Annotated in this window: 16 protein-coding genes; 6 read left to right on the top strand and 10 right to left on the bottom strand. The window is 65.0% G+C overall.

The annotated features are described in order from the left end of the window. Positions 1 to 39: 39 nt before the first annotated feature. Positions 40 to 1,038 carry a hypothetical protein gene (locus AC1DYJ_RS15700; protein ID WP_477289054.1) on the top strand — a complete coding sequence of 333 codons (999 nt, stop codon included), beginning with the start codon at positions 40 to 42 and terminating at the stop codon, positions 1,036 to 1,038. A gap of 160 nt (positions 1,039 to 1,198) precedes the next feature. After that, on the top strand, positions 1,199 to 1,639 hold the full coding sequence (locus AC1DYJ_RS15695) for a hypothetical protein (protein ID WP_477289052.1): 441 nt from the start codon (positions 1,199 to 1,201) through the stop codon (positions 1,637 to 1,639). A gap of 271 nt (positions 1,640 to 1,910) precedes the next feature. Here the strand turns inward: AC1DYJ_RS15695 and AC1DYJ_RS15690 are convergent, their stop codons facing one another. The 8 genes from AC1DYJ_RS15690 to AC1DYJ_RS15655 form a co-directional block, all read right to left on the bottom strand. After that, positions 1,911 to 2,891, bottom strand: a complete 981-nt coding sequence (locus tag AC1DYJ_RS15690; RefSeq protein ID WP_477289050.1) for an ABC transporter permease — start codon at positions 2,889 to 2,891, stop codon at positions 1,911 to 1,913. Between the two features lie 217 nt (positions 2,892 to 3,108). After that, entirely contained in the window at positions 3,109 to 4,080 is a 972-nt protein-coding gene (locus tag AC1DYJ_RS15685; RefSeq protein ID WP_477289048.1) for an ABC transporter permease, read from the bottom strand. Further along, positions 4,077 to 5,627: a sugar ABC transporter ATP-binding protein gene (locus AC1DYJ_RS15680; protein ID WP_477289047.1), complete on the bottom strand. Its 1,551-nt coding sequence runs from the start codon at positions 5,625 to 5,627 to the stop codon at positions 4,077 to 4,079. The genes AC1DYJ_RS15685 and AC1DYJ_RS15680 overlap by 4 nt, the downstream gene beginning before the upstream one ends. 238 nt (positions 5,628 to 5,865) lie before the next feature. Continuing rightward, the gene (locus AC1DYJ_RS15675) at positions 5,866 to 6,900 is read right to left on the bottom strand and encodes an ABC transporter substrate-binding protein (protein ID WP_477289045.1); all 1,035 of its coding nucleotides are present in this window, start codon (positions 6,898 to 6,900) and stop codon (positions 5,866 to 5,868) included. Positions 6,901 to 6,976: 76 nt separating this feature from the next. Then, positions 6,977 to 7,894, bottom strand: coding sequence for a sugar phosphate isomerase/epimerase family protein (locus AC1DYJ_RS15670; RefSeq protein WP_477289043.1), 918 nt, complete (start codon positions 7,892 to 7,894; stop codon positions 6,977 to 6,979). A 12-nt stretch (positions 7,895 to 7,906) separates the two neighbouring features. Beyond that, entirely contained in the window at positions 7,907 to 9,442 is a 1,536-nt protein-coding gene (locus AC1DYJ_RS15665) for a mannitol dehydrogenase family protein (RefSeq protein ID WP_477289041.1), read from the bottom strand. Beyond that, on the bottom strand, positions 9,439 to 10,221 hold the full coding sequence (locus AC1DYJ_RS15660; protein ID WP_477289039.1) for an SDR family oxidoreductase: 783 nt from the start codon (positions 10,219 to 10,221) through the stop codon (positions 9,439 to 9,441). Before AC1DYJ_RS15660 ends, AC1DYJ_RS15665 begins: the two co-directional genes overlap by 4 nt. Before the next feature lie 79 nt (positions 10,222 to 10,300). Then, positions 10,301 to 11,188, bottom strand: coding sequence for a MurR/RpiR family transcriptional regulator (locus AC1DYJ_RS15655; protein WP_477289037.1), 888 nt, complete (start codon positions 11,186 to 11,188; stop codon positions 10,301 to 10,303). 87 nt (positions 11,189 to 11,275) lie between these two features. On the opposite strand from AC1DYJ_RS15655, the gene AC1DYJ_RS15650 reads away from it, so the two are divergent. Further along, positions 11,276 to 12,460, top strand: a complete 1,185-nt coding sequence (locus tag AC1DYJ_RS15650; RefSeq protein ID WP_477289035.1) for a Gfo/Idh/MocA family protein — start codon at positions 11,276 to 11,278, stop codon at positions 12,458 to 12,460. A gap of 219 nt (positions 12,461 to 12,679) precedes the next feature. On the opposite strand, the gene AC1DYJ_RS15645 is transcribed toward AC1DYJ_RS15650, so the two are convergent. Beyond that, the gene (locus AC1DYJ_RS15645) at positions 12,680 to 14,119 is read right to left on the bottom strand and encodes an amidase (RefSeq protein WP_477289033.1); all 1,440 of its coding nucleotides are present in this window, start codon (positions 14,117 to 14,119) and stop codon (positions 12,680 to 12,682) included. A 77-nt stretch (positions 14,120 to 14,196) separates the two neighbouring features. Here AC1DYJ_RS15645 and AC1DYJ_RS15640 point away from each other — a divergent pair, with 77 nt between their 5' ends. Together AC1DYJ_RS15640 and AC1DYJ_RS15635 are read left to right on the top strand one after the other, a co-directional pair. Then, positions 14,197 to 14,973 (top strand): helix-turn-helix transcriptional regulator, encoded by a 777-nt coding sequence (locus AC1DYJ_RS15640; protein WP_477289031.1) that lies wholly within the window; start codon positions 14,197 to 14,199, stop codon positions 14,971 to 14,973. Between the two features lie 98 nt (positions 14,974 to 15,071). Next, positions 15,072 to 15,443: a hypothetical protein gene (locus AC1DYJ_RS15635; protein ID WP_477289029.1), complete on the top strand. Its 372-nt coding sequence runs from the start codon at positions 15,072 to 15,074 to the stop codon at positions 15,441 to 15,443. A gap of 28 nt (positions 15,444 to 15,471) precedes the next feature. Here AC1DYJ_RS15635 and AC1DYJ_RS15630 read toward each other — a convergent pair whose 3' ends face one another. Continuing rightward, positions 15,472 to 16,803, bottom strand: coding sequence for an APC family permease (locus tag AC1DYJ_RS15630; RefSeq protein ID WP_477289028.1), 1,332 nt, complete (start codon positions 16,801 to 16,803; stop codon positions 15,472 to 15,474). Positions 16,804 to 17,088: 285 nt separating this feature from the next. On the opposite strand from AC1DYJ_RS15630, the gene AC1DYJ_RS15625 reads away from it, so the two are divergent. Continuing rightward, a complete protein-coding gene (locus tag AC1DYJ_RS15625) occupies positions 17,089 to 17,379 on the top strand; it encodes a hypothetical protein (protein ID WP_477426146.1) in 291 nt (96 codons plus the stop codon). Positions 17,380 to 17,465 lie beyond the last annotated feature (86 nt).

The following is a 17,465-nucleotide window of genomic DNA, read 5'->3' as shown; positions in this document are numbered from 1 at the left end:
TGGTTCCCCTTTGCAATTACATACGGATAATGGGATCGCATGATATTCTATGTGGCACATAGGGAGCACGCATACACCCAGGCGGTGGTGCTGCTTTATCATCGGACCGACCTGCAGGCGTCGTTCCGGCTGGTGCGCTATGAGGATGCCGGGCTGCTGCGCGGCGTTCGCGCCGGCGTGGTCATCTGGTCCGACATGGACCGGCTAAGTCCCGACGAATTGAGCCGCGCCGCCTCCATCAGCGCCGAACTGGCTGAGAAGACAGGTCTGACACAGCTCAATCACCCGACCGCCAGCCTGCAGCGCTTCGACCTTTTGCGCATGCTGCACGCCGACGGCAGCAACGCTTTTCGTGTGTTCAGGCCGGACGAGCTGGAAAACCCGATACGCTATCCCGTTTTCATCCGCGACGAGGCGGGCGCGCTGTACAAGGAGCCGCCACTGCTGCACGGCCGCCCGGCGCTGGACGCCGCAATCGCCCGGCTGGACGGCAGCGATCTGATGCGGCCGATGGTGGTGGAGATGATCGGTACGCCAGGGGCGGACGGTTACTTCAGGAAATACGCCGCCTTTCGGGTCGGCGATACGATCTATGGCCAGCACTGCGCCATGTCGAAATCATGGTTCGTCAAGAATTCGCCCGCGCAGTTGCTGCCGGCGCACATCGAAGAAATCAGGAGCTATATCGATACGAATCCTGACGCCGATGCGGTCATGCAGGTCTTCGAAAAAGCCCGCATGCAGTATGGCCGCATCGACTACACCTTCGTGGACGGCAGGCTTGTGGTGTTCGAGATCAACAGCAATCCCACCGTGCTCAGCGACCCGCCGACGCCGTTTGCCAGCTATGACCCGAAACCCTTCGCCGACCGTCATGCCGAAGCGCTGCTTGCCCTGCCGCAAGTGAGCGCGCCGGACACGCTGCCCGCGATCGACGCCGCCCACCGCGCGGCCCTGGCGACGTTGCGGCGGCAGTACCGGGTGAGGCGGTTGAAGTTGGTGGTGCGCAGGGTGCTGAGGCGGGTGCGGGGGAGGTAGGGGCGATAATCGGCGTATGCCGCGCGTGCCGTTTTCGTGGAAGTCTTGTCGCACCCATCCGCCTGCCGGGAACCAAACCACACGCTAAATTGTTCCAGTTTGATTCGACGCCGACGAGCCCTGCCTGTTGGGTAAGCGGCGATCTTGAGGAGCTTCATCCATGACCATCTCGTCCAGCTTTCGTTCGCTTGCGGTTGCGGCTATCGCCGCAGTTGCCGTCAGCGCTGCCAGTGCGGCGCATGCCGATAGCGCCACGATTCGCTTTTCCGTCTACAAGGCGGCGTTCTTTGTCGGTGGCTCCGGTGGCGAGGGGACGCTGACCTACCATGGCCGCTCCTACCCCATCTCGATCGGCGGCGTTTCGGGCGGGTTCGCCTTTGGCGTGTCCAAGACCTACTTCAAAGGGACTGTGCGCAACATCCGCAGGGTTCGGGATGCAACCGGGGTTTATGGTGCTGCGGGAGGCGGTGGCGCGATCGGCAAGGGCGCGCAGGTGATTGTTATGACCAATGACAGGGGCGCCAAGCTGGAGCTCACGGGCCGGCAGGTGGGGTTGCAGGTGAATGCGGATTTGAGCGGGATCGCGATTTCGTTGAAGTAGGGGGCATCGCTCTGGGTGGGTGAGCTCGCCAAGGGTGATGGCAATCGCGTGTAAAAGGCCCCCTCATCCGGCCGCTTCGCGGCCACCTTCTCCCCGAGGGGAGAAGAGATGGGCACATCGCTGGCTCCCTCCTCTCCCCTCGGGGCGAGGTCGGATTGCCCCGAATTGCCCTTCGCAATTCGGTTGGCAATCCGGGTGAGGGGGAACTTGCTCCCGTGCGATTGTCCCGCGCCCGGATGGCAAGCTTGGCGAATGCAGCCTTGAGACCGCCCTACCTCTCCTCGACAATCCTTAGATACGCCGCCGTCACGAACAGCACGATCAGCCCGAACAAAATCCGCCTCGCGCCCTCCGGCATCTGCAGGATCGTCAGCAGCGTCGTCAGCACGGTCAGGATCAGCGCGCCGATGATGGTGCCGGTGTAGCCGCCGCGGCCGCCGAAGATGGAGGTGCCGCCGATCACGGCCGCCGCCACTGAAGGCAGCACCAGCGGTTCGGCGAGCGACAGTGAGGGGGCTTTGATCAGGCCGATATAGAGCAGGCCGGTGATGCCGGCGAGCACGCTGGAGGTGACGTAGAGCGCGGTGATTACCTGCCAGTATTGCACGCCCGACAGGCGGGTCGCATGCTCATTGTCGCCGACGGCATAGAGCAGGCGGCCGAAGCCGGTGCGGGCAAGCGTGAAGACGATCAGCGCTGCCAGCGGCAGGAACAGAAGCAGTGCGTTGGGGAAGCCCCAGGTAACGCCGGTGCCGAGCCAGGCGAGGAAGTCGGGAATCTTGGCGCCCGACGCGATCACCGTGCGCTGGTAGACTTGCAGGCAGCCGGTGCCGATCAGGCTGGTGCCCAGCGTCATGATCAGCGGGTGGACGCGGAAGACGCCGACGCCGACGCCGTTGACCAGGCCGATCAGCACCGCCGGCATCATCGCCAGCAGGAATGCCACTGCCGGGTCCTGGTTGACGATCTGCGTGGCCATGATGAAGGCGCTCATCGTCGCCACCGTGCCGACCGAAAGGTCAATGCCGCCGGTCAGCATGGTCATGGTCTGGCAGCCGGCGAGGATCGCCAGCGGTATGGCGAACTTTATCGTGTTGGCGATCCAGCGCTCGTTGACGATGCCGGGGCGCAGGATCTGCAGGATCGCCACCAGGATGACGAGCAGGATGATCAGCGGGATGAGCGGGCGATCGGCCATGAAGCGCTTTATGCGGCGGCCGAGGGGGACGGGGGTGATCGCGCTGGTGCTCATGGGGTGGCTCGCGATTGGAGTGGCGCGACGCATCTTTGCCTTCTCCCCCTGTGGGAGAAGGTGGATCGGCGCGATGGCGCCGAGACGGATGAGGGGTGTTCCAGCGGAGTGAGACGTCGGTGTTTTCTGGAACACCCCTCATCCGTCTTGCCGCTGCGCGGCAATCCACCTTCCCCCACAAGGGGGGAAGGAAGAAGCGCGCGTTGATGCCCACCCATCATTGCCGCCCCCGCATCGTAATAAACGCGCCGAACATCACCACCGCCACCATGATCAGGCCCTCGATGATGGCGGTGACATTCGGGTCGATGGCGAGCAGCGTCAGATCCGTGCGCACCAGGCGCAGCACGAAGACGGCGACGATGGGGCCGAGCAGGCCACCCTTGCCGCCGCCGAGCGCCACGCCGCCCAGCACGACCGCGGCGACGCTGGCCAGCAGATAGGGGCCGGGGATGGGGGCGCCGATGCCGGTGCTCATGGTCAGCGCCAGACCGCCAAAGGCGGCGAACAGGCCAGACAGCGCATAGGCGATGATGCGGGTGCGCTTGACCGGCACGCCCGAGCGGAACGCCGCCAGTTCGCTCGAGCCGATGGCGTAGAGGGAAAGGCCGAGGCGCGAGCGCCTGAGCGGTATCCAGATGATGCAGAGGCAGACGATCAGCACCAGCAGCGCCTTGGGCAGCCAGGCGTCGATGGAGTCGGGCAGGCCGGGGATCGGCACGGTGCCGGAGATCAGCGCCTTCAGCCATTCGGCGGCAGCGCCGCCCGGCGCGTCGAGCACCAGCAGGGCGGCGCCTTGCAGCACGAACAGCATGGCGAGGGTGACGACAATGTCGGGCACGCGGGTGACGACGATGAGCAAGCCGTTCAGCGCGCCAAGGACAAAACCCATGGCGAGCACGAACGGCACGACGAACAGCGCGTATTCCTCCGACGCGCCATTCATCATCGAAGCGGCGGTGACGCTGGTCAGCGCCATCATGGCGGCGACCGACAGGTCGATGCCGCCGGCGATGACCACCACCGTCTGCGCGGCCACCGCAAAGGCGTAGGGCAGCACGGCGCGGGCGAGCGAGCCGAAATCGCCGCTGCCATAGGCGGGCTGGATGATCCTGGTGGCGATGAACAGCACGATGAGCAAAGCGAACAGGCCGACGACCCAGCCCTGGCGGCGCAGGAAATGGTTCATGGCGTCGCCTCCGGCGCATCAGAAGCATTCGCAGTCGGATCGGCCAATATGCCGATATCGGCCTTGGCGCCGCGCGGCAGGCCATAGGCGGCGCGCATCAGCGCCGGCTCGTCGGCCTCCTCGACCGGAAAAATGTCGACCAGGCGGCCGCCGAAGATGACGATGACGCGGTCGCAGACGCGCTGCACCTCTTCCAACTCCGACGTGTAGAACAGCACCGACTTACCGTTGCCGGCGAGCTCGCGCAGCAGCTTGTAGATCTCCTGCTTGGTGCCGACATCGATGCCGCGCGTCGGGTCGAAGCACAGGATCGTGCGGGCGTCGGCGGCGATCCAGCGGGCGATGGTCACCTTCTGCTGGTTGCCGCCGGACAGGCGCTGCACCTCTCCTTGCGCGCGGGTGTCGATCTGCAGCCGCTCGATGGCGCTGAGCACGGTGGCGCGCTCACGGCGCATGTTGATCGGCCCCCAGTTGCGCAAGGCGGCACTGAAGGGCAACGCAATGTTTTCACGCACCGAGCGCTGCATGGCGAGCGCCTCGGAACGGTCGCCAGGCACATAGGCGATGCCGGCGCGGATGGCGTCGATCGGGTGGGAGAATTTCACGGGGGCGCCATCGACTTCGATCGTGCCGCCGGAGGGGCGGATCGAGCCGGCAAGTGCGGCGAACAACTCGTCCTGGCCCTGGCCTTCGAGCGCGACGACACCGGCCACCTCGCCATCGGCGAGATCGAAAGAGACATCGCTGAGCTTGGTGCCGACGCGCAGATTGTGCACGGCAAGCCGCGGCTTGGCAGCGGCGGGCGCTGCCTTCTCGGCGGCGCTGCGCGCGGCGACATGGGTTTTCACGATGCGGGTGCCGAGCATGAGCTCGACGATCTTTTCTTCCACGCCCGGCACGATGTCGACGACGCCGACGGTCTCGCCGTCGCGCAGCACGGTGGCGCGGTCGCACAGTGCCGAGATCTCGACGAAGCGGTGCGAGATGAAGATCACCGCGCGGCCGGCATCGCCCTGGCGGCGCACCACCTCCAGCACCTTTTCGGCGAGGTTGGCGGGGAGCGCCGCCGTCATCTCGTCGAGCAGCAGCACATCGGGCTCGACGGCGAGTGCGCGGGCAAGGTCGAGCACGCGCAGCACGGCGAGCGGAATGTCGCGCGCGGTGTCGCGCAGATCGAGGTCGGCAATGCCGAGCTCGCGCACCCAGGCGCGGAACGGCTCGACCGGCGTGCCGGTCAGCCTGAGATTGGACAAAACGTCGAGGTCGGGGATCAGCGACGGCTCCTGGTAGACCGGCAACAGCCCGGCGCGGCGCGCGGCCGCCGGCGAGCGAATGTCGCGCGCCTCGCCGCGGATCAGGATGCGGCCGGCGTTGGCTGGAATGGCGCCGGTCAGGATCTTCACCAGCGTCGACTTGCCGGCACCGTTGGCGCCCATGAGGGCGTGGACCTCGCCCGGCAGGACGGACAGCGACGCGTTGCGCAGGGCGGCGACCGCACCGTAGTTCTTGGCGACGCCAGAGGCGTCGAGGAGGGGGCTGGTGGTCAAATGGTGGTCTCGGTTTGTGTGGTCTGTTTAAAACAACAGTACGCCAGGCTTGTGCGCGGCGTACTGCTGAAAGGCTCCCCCTTCTCCCCTTGTGGGAGAAGGTGTCGCCGAAGGCGACGGATGAGGGGTGTTCCAGCGGAGTGAGGCGTTGGTGTTCCCCGGAACACCCCTCATCCGTCTCGGCGCTAACGCGCCGATCCACCTTCTCCCACAAGGGGAGAAGGCAGAGGCGCCCTGCTTACTCCCCAGGCCCCTTGCACGCCACGATCTGCTCCTTCGTGTACGTCGTCCACTCGGGGATCGAGATCGAGACCGGCCATTCGGGGCTCAGCGACGGATCGGCCGCTGCCTTCAGCTTGGCCTTGCCTTCTTCGGTGGCGTTTTCCCAGAGCTGCGGCTCGACCAGCACGGTCTGCTGCGCCGGCTTCTTGCCGTCGAGGATCTGCAGCGCGAGTGTCACGCCGGCGCCGCCGATCGAGCCGGGGTTGGTGACGGCGGCGCCGACCAGACCCTTGACCGAGCTCAACTGGCCGACAAAGCCGGCATTGTCGGCGCCGACCACCGGCACCAGCGGCGCCTGCGATTCCACCAGCGCGTCGACGATGACGTTGTCGATGCCGGAGGTCCAGATGCCGTTGATCGGCGTGCCGGTGGCCAGGAACGACAGCATCTGCTGCTTGGCCTGGTCCTGCTGCCAGCCGGTGAAGACCTCCTGCGCGACCTTCACGTCGGGGAATTCGGCCAGCGCCTTCTTGAAGCCTTTGTCGCGATCGGAGTCAGCGGACGCGCCGGCGGCGCCGCGCATGTAAAATACCTCGCCCTTGCCGCCCATCTGCTGGAACAGCCATTTGGCGCCGAGATAGGCATACTGCTCCTGGTTGTTGGAGATGATGTAGGCCGACGGCTCGGTGACCGCCTGGTCGACGGCGACGACGACGATGCCGGCCTTGGTGGCTTCCTCAAGGCCCGCCTTGATGCCGGCGGGATCGGCCGGGTTGACGACGATGGCGTCGACCTTGGCGCTGATCAGGTTGCGAATGTCTTCGAGCTGGCCGGCAGCGTCGGTGTTGCGGTGGGCGATGTTGAGTTTGGTCACTTCGCCCGAAGCCAGCGCCTGCGCCTTCATGGCGCAGACCATTTCCTCGCGCCAGCCATTGCCCTGCACGGTGTTGGAAATGCCGATCGTGTATTTGCCTTCGGCCGACGAGACGCCCATCGAGGCGAGCAGCGCGGCACCCGCAAGTAGTGGGACCATGGTCAGTATTTTCTTCATGTCAGTACTCCTCCACATTGTTTTTTCAGTTTCTGGGTTTTGCTCCCGACGGGGTCAAAACCAAGTTGTTGCCTCGTCATTTGACGAAGGGGCGCAGCACGTCGCGGGCCAGCAGGAAACCGCGCTTGACCTGATCGTCGCTGCCTTCAAATCGCCTGTCCTCATGTTCGATGATGACCGAGCCGTCATAGCCGGCGCGGTAGAGGCCGGAGAAGAAGCCGCTCCAGTCGACATCGCCCAACCCCGGCATGCGCGGCACCTGCCAGCCTATCCCGGCGGAAAGGATTCCGCGCTCATAAAGTCCATCATGATCAATCATCAGGTCCTTGGCGTGGACATGCAGCATGTAGGGGCCGAATTCCCTGATAAAGCGGGCCTGGTCGATCATCTGCCAGACCAGATGCGAGGGGTCGAAATTCATGCCGACCTCGCCGCCCCATGCCTCCAGGATGCGGCGCCAGATCTGCGGCGAGTACGCGATGTTGTGCCCGCCCGGCCATTCGTCATAGCTGAAGATCATCGGGCAGTTCTCGAAGGCGAGTTTTATGCCGTGGTCGCGCGCATAAGCGACGATCTCGGGCCAGACCTTCAGCGCGTCCTGCCAGTTGACGTCGACGGTTTTGGAGGCATCGCCGCCACAGAAAGTGTTGACGACCGGCACGCCCATATTGGCGGCCAGCACGATCACCTTCTTCAGATGGCCGATAACGGCCTCGCGGTGCGCGGGGTCTGGGTGCAGCGGGTTCGGATAGTAGCCGAGGCCGGAGACCGTCAGCTTCTTCTGCGTCAACTCCGCGACGATTTCTTTCGCCTCTTGCGGCGAGGTGGAAGCGGCATCGATATGGCTGGTGCCGGCATAGCGCCGCGTCGCGCCGGAGGTTTTCGGCCAGCAGGCGATCTCCAGCGCCTCGAAGCCGGCGGAATGCGCCCAGCCGGCGACTTCGGCAAGCGGCGTCTCCGCGAACGGTGCCGTCAGCAGTCCAAGTTTCATCATGCCTCCCAATCCTTATAATGCCGATTGTTTGGATCGTTTCAACCGTGCAACCTCATCTTGTTCCAGACTGTGCCGGACGGTCGCCATCGGAGTGTCCGAAAGCAGGTCGCCAAGTGCCGATGTGACGGCCGCACGGAACGTCCCGTCAGCGGCAAGGCCGGGATCGAATATCCCGTCGATGGCAAGGATGGCGGAAGCCAGCGTCTGTGCATCATGGCCAGCCGCGTCAGCGATCGCAGCGACCTTGCCGGCATAAGGATCCGACACCGGCCAGCGTTTGCCGAAGCGGTCGGAAGCCTGGATCAGATAGGCCATCCAGCCGGCGACCGGTACCGCCAAAAGGCCGATGCTCTCACCCTGGCTCAGCCGGTCGCGGATCGGGTTGAGCAGGCGCTGGACGATCTTCTGCGAACCGTCGGTGGCGACCTGGTGGTTGCGGTGGCGGATTGCGGTGTTCTTCAGCCGGGCAAGGCTTTGTTCGACATAGGCGAGCGGCAGGATGCCCGGCACGGGCATCAGCGTCGGCACAGTCTCTTCGACCAGCATGCGCCTGATGAAGTCCGACAGCAGCGGGTCGGCCATGGCATCCGACGTGTGCTCGAGGCCGGCCAGCACGCCGAGTGTGGCAAGCGTCGTCTGGGCGCCGTTCAGCACCCGCATCTTCAGATGCTCGAACGGCGTGACGTCGTCGACGAAGGTGGCGCCGACCAGATCCCAGCGCGGCATGCGGCCGGCGAATTTTTCCTCGATCACCCACTGCCGGAACGGCTCGCCGACAGCAACGGCGCCATCGCGGTAGCCGAACCAGTTTTCGACGCTATCGAGGTCATCCTGCGTCACCGCCGGGGCGATGCGGTCGACCATGGACGACGGGAAGGCGACACTGGCCGCGATCCAATCCGCCAGCCCATTGCCGCGCCGTTCGGCAAAGCTGCGCACGACATTGGCCAGGATGATGCCGTTGGCCGGGATGTTGTCGCAGGAGAGCAGTGTCAGCGGCCGCTCATGCGTGGCCATGCGCAGCTCCAGCGCCCGCACCAGCAGGCCGGGCACGCTGCGCGGCGTCTCGGGGTTGGCGAGGTCGTGGACGATGTCGGGATGGGTAAGATCGAGTTCACCGCTCGACGGGATGTGGCAATAGCCTTTTTCCGTCACCGTCATTGTCACCAGTTCGATGTCGGGCGACACCAGAACACCCAGCGCCGGTGCGGCGCTCTCCTGGCTGTCGACCACCCGGACGATGCTGCCGATGACGCGCGCCTCGATGTGGCTGTTTTCCCGGATCAGTCGTGTGTAGAGCCCGCTCTGCCGTCCCAGCGTGTCGGCAAGGCCGGGTGGGCGGATGTTGATGCCGACGATCCCCCAGCGGTCGAAGCGGAGCGAGATGAGATCGTCGGTGTATTCGGCCTGGTGACAGCGGTGGAAAGCACCGACGCCGAGATGCGCCATGCCGGGCGAGAGCAGCGTGCGGTCGTAGGACGGTGTCTGCACCGATGCCGGCAAGCGATCGAGCAGCCCCGGCCCGAGTGTCTCGGCGGAAGCGCTCATCGGTTCGCCCCGATCACCGCTTGCTCCTGGTCGACCACCGCGCCGGTCATCGGCCCTGCGGCGTCGGAGAGCAGAAAAACGGCCAGGCTGGCAATATCGTTGGGCGTCAGCAGCCGGCCGAAAGGCTGCGCGGCATTGGCCTTGTCGAGCCAGCCCGGGCCATTACCCAGCGTCTGCGCCTGCATGACGCGTTCGGCCGGCGTGTCGGTCCAGCCGACATTGATGCCGTTGACGCGGATGCGGTCGAAGCGGTGGGCGTTGGCCGCGTTCTTGGTCAGCGTCGCCAGCGCGCCCTTGGTGGCGGAATAGACGGCGAGCTCCGGCGAGCCGCAATGGGCGTTGATCGACAGGATGTTGAGAATAGCGCCGCCCTGGCCGCGTTTCTTCATGTCGGCAATCGCCGCCTGCATCAGGAAGAACGGCGCGCGCGCATTGACGGCGAACAGCGCCGCCCAGTCGTCGAGGCTGGCGTCGAGGAATGAGGCACGGTCGGTCAGCCCGGCGGCGTTGACCAGCGCATCGATGCGGCCGAAGCGCTCGATGCAGGCTTGCGCCAGAAGGGCAGGGGCTTCCGGGTCGGCGAGATCGGCAGCAACGAAGACGGTCGGCGTGCCCAACTGCGAGAGCTCGGTCGCCACGGCCTTGCCGCGCGTTATCTCGCGCCCGGTGACCAGAAGGCCGGCCGCACCGGAACGGGCCAGCGTCTCGGCGATCGCACGGCCAATGCCTTGCGTCGACCCGGTGACCAAAGCCACCTTGCCGTCCAGCCGGATCTCCATTCCTCCTCCCGGGAATAAAGTTTCTATTTTTAGAAATATGGAACGCTAATTCCCGATAGTCAATTGGACCAGCGGCGCCTCACTCCCCGCGCCGCGCTGCCACCCCATGGACCAGCGCCATTCCCACGGCGAGTGATGCCGCCAGCGAGCGGAAGCCGGCGAAGTCGGATTCCACCACTTCCAGCCAGGCGTCCGACAGGCGGATCAGCGGGCTGAAGGTGCTGTCGGTGACGGTGACGATGCGCGCCTTGCGCTCATGCGCGACCGCGACGAGGTCGGGCGTGATCGAATTGTAGGGGCTGAAGGAGACGGCGAGCACCGCATCCTTCATGCCGATGCAGCCGATCTGGTCGAGCGCCGAGGAGCCGACATTGTCGACCAGCACGTTGCGCACGCCTTGCTGCGACAGCGTCAGCGACAGATAGGCGGTGACCGGAAAGGCGCGCTTGGAGCCGATGACATAGATCAGCTCGGCATCCGCCAGCAGCGCCACCATCTTGTCGAAACTCGCGACGTCGAAGCCGGCCTCGATGCGGCCGAGCGAGGCCTGCGATGCCCCGACCATGCCGCGCAGGAAATGCAGATTGGGCTCGGTCTCGGTGCGCGGCTCGCCGCGCCCTTCCGGCCACGAACCCTTGACGTGTTCCTTGAACAGGCCCTGGAAATCGGAAAAGCCGGAATAGCCGAAGATTTGGGCGAAGCGCACCAGCGTCGAGGGCTGCACGCCGGCCTGCGCCGCCACCTGCGCGATGGTGCCGAGCGCCACATCGCTCGGATGCTGCCACAGGAAGATCGCCACCTGGCGCAGGCGCTTGGGGAAATGCACCGTGCCCGACGACAGCACGGCGCGCAGTTCCTCATAGGTCTGCGGCTGGATGTAGCCGAGTGCGGCCAGCGAGCGCCCGCGCTTGCGCGTCGCCGCCTCGTCGACGACCGACCGTCCGGATGCTTTGCTTGCGCCACTCATGATTTTCAGGCTAGCGCGATACGATTGTTTTACAATATGAAAATTGGAAATCGTGTTCGAAAGCGGTCTGCCGGGAGGAGAAGCAAAATGGTCTACGCAACATCGGACGGATCGGCGGGCAAGCGGCTCAGGGTCGGCATGGTCGGCGGCGGGCGCAATGCCTTTATCGGCGCGGTGCATCGGCTGGCCATGCGGCTCGACGACCAGATCGTGCTGGTCGCCGGTGCGCTGTCGTCCGACCCGGAAAATGCCGCCGCCTCGGCGGCCGAGATCGGCATCGCGCCGGAGCGCAGCTATGCCGACTACCGCGAGATGGCACGAGCTGAAGCCGCGCGACCCGACGGCATCGAAGCGGTGGTCATCGTTACGCCCAACCATCTGCATGCACCGATCGCCACCGCCTTTCTCGAGGCCGGCATCGACGTGATTTGCGACAAGCCGCTGTCGACGACGCTGGATGAGGCGCAAGCGCTGGTGGCGCTGGCCAAAGCGAAAAAGCGCCGCTTCGTCGTCACCCTCAACAACACCGGCTACGCCATGGTGCGCCAGGCGCGCGAGATGGTGGCAGCGGGTGAGCTCGGACGGATCGTGTCGGTGCACGGCGCCTATATCCAGGACTGGCTGACCAAGCCGATCGACGCGGAAGGCCAGAAGCAGGCGGAGTGGCGCACCGATCCGGCGCGCGCCGGGCAGTCGGCGGTGTTGGCCGATATCGGCGTGCATGCCTTCAACCTGGCAAGCTATATCTCCGGCTGCGAGGCCGAAGCGGTGTCGGCGGATCTGTTCACCGCCGTGCCGGGACGGCGGCTCGACGACAATGCGCATGTGCTGCTGCGCTGGACGGGCGGCGCGCGCGGCACGATCCTGGCCAGCCAGACCTCGCCCGGCCACTACAACGATCTCTCCGTGCGCATCTATGGCGACAAGGCTGGGCTCGAATGGTCGGGCGGGCGGCCGGAAGAACTGCGCTTCTCCGTCTATGGCGAGGAAACCCGCACGCTGGTGCGCGGCGGCCATGGCTCGACGGCGGAAGCCCAGCGCGTGTCGCGCATGCCGGCGGCGCATCCGGAAGGCTATATCGAAGCCTTCGCCAATTTCTACCGCGACGCCGCCGATATCATTCGCGCGCATCGCTCTGGTGGGATGGTGGACGCAGCAAGGGCGGCGCAGGTGCCGGATGTCGTGGATGGGGCGAGGGGCGTGAAGTTTGTCGCGGCGGCAGTGGAGTCGAACGCGGCCGGTGGGGCTTGGACGGCAGCGCGGTTTGGGTGAGGGGTGGGGTAGTTGCTGTGGTTTGGCGGCAGTGCCAATCACCTACGGCGCTCCCCCTCTCCGTCTCGGCTTCGCCGAGCCACCTCTCCCCCGCTCCCGCGGGGGCGAGGAACCCAAGCTTATGGAGGCCGCGACCTCGGAGACTAGCGTTTCCTCGCCCCCATGAAATGGGGGAGAGGTGGCTCGGCGAAGCCGAGACGGAGAGTGGGCTGGCGCGACCTATGCGATTGCCCTGGATGCCGTTGCCGCAGCAAACCGATCCACATCGAAACCAGAAACCCCCAACCGCGCTTCCACCGCCGCCCCCATCGCCAGCACCTCTTCATCGGCAAACCGCCGCCCGACAATCTGCAGGCCGACCGGCAGTCCATCCGCCGCAAGCCCGGCCGGCAGCGACAGCGCCGGCAGTTGCGGCAGCATGTTGAAGGGGCAGGTCAGGTCCAGGCCCTTGAAGCGACCGTCGGGTAGTGTCGCGACATAGTCGTCGTCGGTCTCGCTCACCGGTGGCGCCGTGATGGCGCAGGTCGGGCACAGCAATGCGTCATAGCGTTCGAAGAGCTTCGCCATGTCGCGCCACATTGCGGTGCGCAGCAGTTCGACACGCTTGTAGGCGGTGGCGTTCATCGCCAGCCCGCGCTCGATCATCGCGACCACCGACGGGTCCATGTGATGGCGGTGGTCTGCAAGCTCGTCGCCGAAGAAGGCCGACATGAAGACGCACCAGAGATCGAACCATTCGTCGTTGACGGCGCGCGTCCAGACCATCGGCACCTCGTCGACGATGGCGCCCGCCTTGCGCATCTCGGCGACAGCTTGCCGGATGACGGCTTCGACCTGCGGCTCGATCTGGTAGTAGCCGAGGTCGAGCGATAGCGCGAAGCGTTTGCCTTGAAGCCCGCCTGTCCGCGCAGCTGCCCCGTCAAAGCCGATCGGCAACGAGGTGATGTCCTCGTCGCTGCCGCCGGCTGTCGCTTCCATGAAGGCGACGGCATCGCCAACGCGGCGCGCCAGTGGGCCGAAATGCGAAATGTTGTCGAAGACGCTGGGCAGGATGGTCATCGGGATGCGGCCGAGGCTTGGCTTCAGGCCGACGACACCGCAGAAGGCGGCGGGGATGCGCACCGAGCCGCCCATGTCCGTGCCCTCGGCGAACGGCACCACGCCCGCCGCTACGGCCACGCCGGATCCGCCGGAAGAGCCGCCGCTGGTGCGCTCAGGGTTCCACGGGTTGCGTGTCGAGCCCCAGCGCGGGCTGTTGGTGAAGGAGGAGAAGGCGAATTCCGGCGTCGTCGTCTTGCCGATCAAGATGGCGCCGGCCGCTTGCAGGCGGCGGATGCAGAGCGCCGTCTCCGTCGGCACCCAATCGCCTTTGGTCCACGAGCCCAGCGTCGTCAGGTCGCCGGCGGTCGGTGTCAGGTCCTTGGCCGCGAAGGGCACGCCGTGCAGCGGCCCGGTCGCCTCGCCACGCGCTACGGCGCGGTCGGCCAGCCGTGCCACTTCCAGCGCCTGCTCCTCGCGGATCACGGCGAAGGCATTGAGCGTTTCGCCAACCGTTTTGGCGCGGCGGATGGACTCGCCCACCACGGTTTCGGCGCTGAAGGCGCCGGAGCGGATGCCATCGGCGATGGCGTTGGCTGTGAGGTCCAGCGGATGGGTCATGGCGAGGTTCTCCTTGTGCTGCACGGGCGGACCTGTGCAATCTCGCCGGTGCCGCCAATACGAGACCTATCGTTCCTATGAAACCCGCGCCAAGAGGCTCGCCCCCGTCCTTCGATGCCTGGAATGCTGGCCTCGGTGCCGCGGCATCCGCCATCGGCTCGCGCGGATTTCCCGATGCGCTGGCTGCGGCGTTGCGGCTGCTCACGCCCTTCCAGATGATGAACGGTTTTCTCTATTCTCCGGCCGGCCGCGCCTTCGACCTCTACAATGACAAGATCGTCGCCGAGCGTTCGATCATCGTCGACCGTTACCTCGCCGGCGCCTATGTGCTGGACCCGTTCTACGACGCGGTTCGCAGCGACGGCACAGAGCGCATGATCGTCATGCGCGAACTCGCGCCCGACGATTTTCAGCACACCGAATATTATCGGCGGCACTACGCGACGACCGAGATCGGCGACGAGATCGGCTTCGTTTTGAAACTGGAGAACGGTTTTGCCGGTGTGTTGTCGCTGTCGCGCACGGGTGACGCGCCGGTCTTCGCCGAGGACGAACTGGAGCGGCTGAGATCCGCCGCGCCTATCGTCTGCGCGCTGGCGGCACGACACTGGTTTCACGTGCCTGGCCTCTCGCTCGACATAAAAGACGCAGCACCCGCGGCGAGGATCGAGCATCCACTGCTGACCCGGCGCGAACTCGAGATCGTCACGCTGATCCTCAAAGGGCATTCCAACCTCTCGCTCGCCGCCGTGCTGTCGCTGTCGCCCAACACGGTGAAGGTGCATCGGCGGCAGATCTATTCGAAGCTTGCTATTTCCAGCCAGGCGGAGCTGTTCCGGCTGTTCCTGACGTAGGTAAAATTCAATCAGATGGGCGCCTGAACTGGGTGGTTAGCTGTCGTTTAAGCATCGGGCATGCAGTGTGACCGGCCGTGCTGGATGGAGCTGCGCCCATGATAAAGAATATTCTCTTGGCAGTGTCGCTGATCGCGAACGCTGCGGTACTCTACATCGTCTTCAATCCCCCGCGTTTTCCGGATCCCAAGATGACCTGCGATCAGTCCCGAAATGAAGCTTTGAACAAAAAGGCGACATCCGATTTTGCCCATGACAACGGTGCCTCATTTTTCAAGGTGCACGAGTACCTGAGATCAAGCGACTACCAGCTTCGCAACGTTGCGACTGAAGGTGGTTCAACCACCTTTGTATATACGGCGAACACATATCCCAGCACCTGCGGATCGTTGTTGCCGGGCATTGATGGGACCATAGTGCGCGTAAAGACCGACCTTGCCGTCGAGCCGAATGTCGTGGCGGTAAATTGATTCTCGAACAAAGCCCGCCGCCCAAGCATCACTCGGCGAAGTCCATCTCCGGCGGCGCGACCTGGAAGAAGCGGGTGAGGTAGGCGAGATAGGCGACGCCGACCGCCAGCCAGATCAGGCCGAGTACCTTGGCGTGCTCGTCGAGGTTCCACAGCAGGAAGAGGTCGCAGACCGCCGCCAGCGCCGGCACGACCAGGCCGATCAGCATGCCGAGCGGGCGCACCTGCTGGTCGCTCTTGAGGTAGAGCGCGATCACCGAGACGTTGACGGCGGTGAAGGCGAGGAAGGCGCCGAAATTGATGAAGGAGGTCGAGGTGGTGACGTCCATCGTCAGCGCCGCGAGGCCGATGACGCCGACGAGGATCAAGTTGAGGATCGGCGTGTGCCATTTCGGATGCAGATTGCCGAAGAACGAGGCCGGCAGCACCGTGTCGCGGCCCATGGCGTAAAGCAGCCGACCGACGCTGGCTTGTGCGGCCAGGCCCGAGGTGAACTGCGCCACGACCAGCGTCGCCAGGAAGATGGTGACGAACAGGTCGCCGCCGATCGCCTTGGCGATTTCGGTGGCAGCTGCATCGACCGAGGCGAAAGCGGCGCCGGGATGGGCAAGCTGCGTGATGTAGGCCGAGGCGATGAAGATCAGGCCGCCGGCCAAAGCGATGATCAGGATCGCCTTCGGCATGGTGCGCTTGGCGTCCCTGGTCTCCTCGGTCAGCGTCGACACCGCGTCGAAGCCGAGGAAGGAGTAGGCGGCGATTGCCGCGCCCGCGACCGACGCCGAGAACGGCACGCCGGTGGTGAAGAAGGGCGTGACCGAGACGAGGCCGCCGGAGCCGTTCAGCGCCACGACATAGCGGGCGGCGAGCACCAGGAAGGCGACGAGCACGCCGAGCTGCACCAGCATCAGGATGAAGTTGATGCGGTTGGCGAAGGCGATGCCGACGACATTGACCAGCGTCGTGACAGCGATGAAGCCGACGATCCACACCCAGGTCGGAACGGCGGGGAAGGCCGAAGCGAGATAGGCGGCGCCGATCAGCCAGATCACCATCGGCAGGAAGAAATAATCGAGCAGCACCGCCCATCCCACGAGGAAACCGATGCTGGGGCTGATCGAGCGGCGGGCATAGGTGTAGGCCGAGCCGGCGACGGGATAGACGCGCGCCATGACGCCGTAGCTGATGGCGGTGAGCAGGATGGCCGCCGCAGCGATGAGATAGGCCATGGCGGTGGTGCCTTGGCTTGCCGTTGCCAGCGCGCCAAAAGTGCCGAAGACGATCATCGGCGTCATGTAGGCCAGGCCGAAAAGCACGACGGACCAGAGGCCGAGCGCGCGGTCGAGTTTGACAGTGTCTTGCATTGTTCCGCCTCCGGGAAGCTTGTGTCCGATGCTTTTCCGGAGACTGCCTCAGGAGCAGGCGTCCGGTCGCATTTCTCGAAGTTGAGGCGGAGCATGACTTAGCCGGCGCAGCGCGACCATAACCCCAAGGGATTATGGGGGAGGTGCTTGCGGGGTGGGTGATTGTCCTGCCGAAGGCGTTGCAGTCGTTCAGCAGACCTGGCTGCATCTGAAGCCAAGTACTCTTTGGCGCCTATATTGGATGAAGCAAAAATGCTGCTACGCATGTGTTAATCATGATATGGCTTGTTCATTGTCATGACATCGGCCCGGCCGTATTCGGTAACAATGCGCAATCTCTATCTCTTCCTCGCCGCCAGCCTTGGCTGCCTCATTCTCTCGGCGGTTTCCCTTGGCGCGCCGCAAAGCCTGCGGGTCACTCTGTTTCCAGACAGCAATGCAGCGAAGGTGGCGAAATGCAGAGGCCTTCTCAAAACCCATTTCGACAGCGGCAAATGGCCGGACAAGGGTACGCCCGACTATGTAAGCTTCTATGATTGCTACGTTCTGATCTGCGGGCGCAAGCCGGACGCGTGACCGCCGCCGCTCGGGGCAAGGGCGCTCATCGCGCGACGGCCGGCGTCAAGGCCCTTGTGCCGGCGATGATCCTGCAACAGGCAGGC

The organism is Mesorhizobium sp. P2_B11 (assembly GCF_056404855.1).
This window is presented reverse-complemented; position numbering and strand designations above follow the sequence as displayed.

Bases quoted from the DNA above. Each gene is read 5' to 3' on its own strand.
- AC1DYJ_RS15645 (WP_477289033.1), bottom strand. From the start codon at position 14,119: ATGACCCATCCGCTGGACCTCACAGCCAACGCCATCGCCGATGGCATC.
- AC1DYJ_RS15640 (WP_477289031.1), top strand. From the start codon at position 14,197: ATGAAACCCGCGCCAAGAGGCTCGCCCCCGTCCTTCGATGCCTGGAAT.
- AC1DYJ_RS15660 (WP_477289039.1), bottom strand. From the start codon at position 10,221: ATGGAGATCCGGCTGGACGGCAAGGTGGCTTTGGTCACCGGGTCGACG.
- AC1DYJ_RS15700 (WP_477289054.1), top strand. From the start codon at position 40: ATGATATTCTATGTGGCACATAGGGAGCACGCATACACCCAGGCGGTG.
- AC1DYJ_RS15655 (WP_477289037.1), bottom strand. From the start codon at position 11,188: ATGAGTGGCGCAAGCAAAGCATCCGGACGGTCGGTCGTCGACGAGGCG.
- AC1DYJ_RS15630 (WP_477289028.1), bottom strand. From the start codon at position 16,803: ATGCAAGACACTGTCAAACTCGACCGCGCGCTCGGCCTCTGGTCCGTC.
- AC1DYJ_RS15685 (WP_477289048.1), bottom strand. From the start codon at position 4,080: ATGAACCATTTCCTGCGCCGCCAGGGCTGGGTCGTCGGCCTGTTCGCT.
- AC1DYJ_RS15670 (WP_477289043.1), bottom strand. From the start codon at position 7,894: ATGATGAAACTTGGACTGCTGACGGCACCGTTCGCGGAGACGCCGCTT.
- AC1DYJ_RS15675 (WP_477289045.1), bottom strand. From the start codon at position 6,900: ATGAAGAAAATACTGACCATGGTCCCACTACTTGCGGGTGCCGCGCTG.
- AC1DYJ_RS15635 (WP_477289029.1), top strand. From the start codon at position 15,072: ATGATAAAGAATATTCTCTTGGCAGTGTCGCTGATCGCGAACGCTGCG.
- AC1DYJ_RS15665 (WP_477289041.1), bottom strand. From the start codon at position 9,442: ATGAGCGCTTCCGCCGAGACACTCGGGCCGGGGCTGCTCGATCGCTTG.
- AC1DYJ_RS15650 (WP_477289035.1), top strand. From the start codon at position 11,276: ATGGTCTACGCAACATCGGACGGATCGGCGGGCAAGCGGCTCAGGGTC.
- AC1DYJ_RS15695 (WP_477289052.1), top strand. From the start codon at position 1,199: ATGACCATCTCGTCCAGCTTTCGTTCGCTTGCGGTTGCGGCTATCGCC.
- AC1DYJ_RS15690 (WP_477289050.1), bottom strand. From the start codon at position 2,891: ATGAGCACCAGCGCGATCACCCCCGTCCCCCTCGGCCGCCGCATAAAG.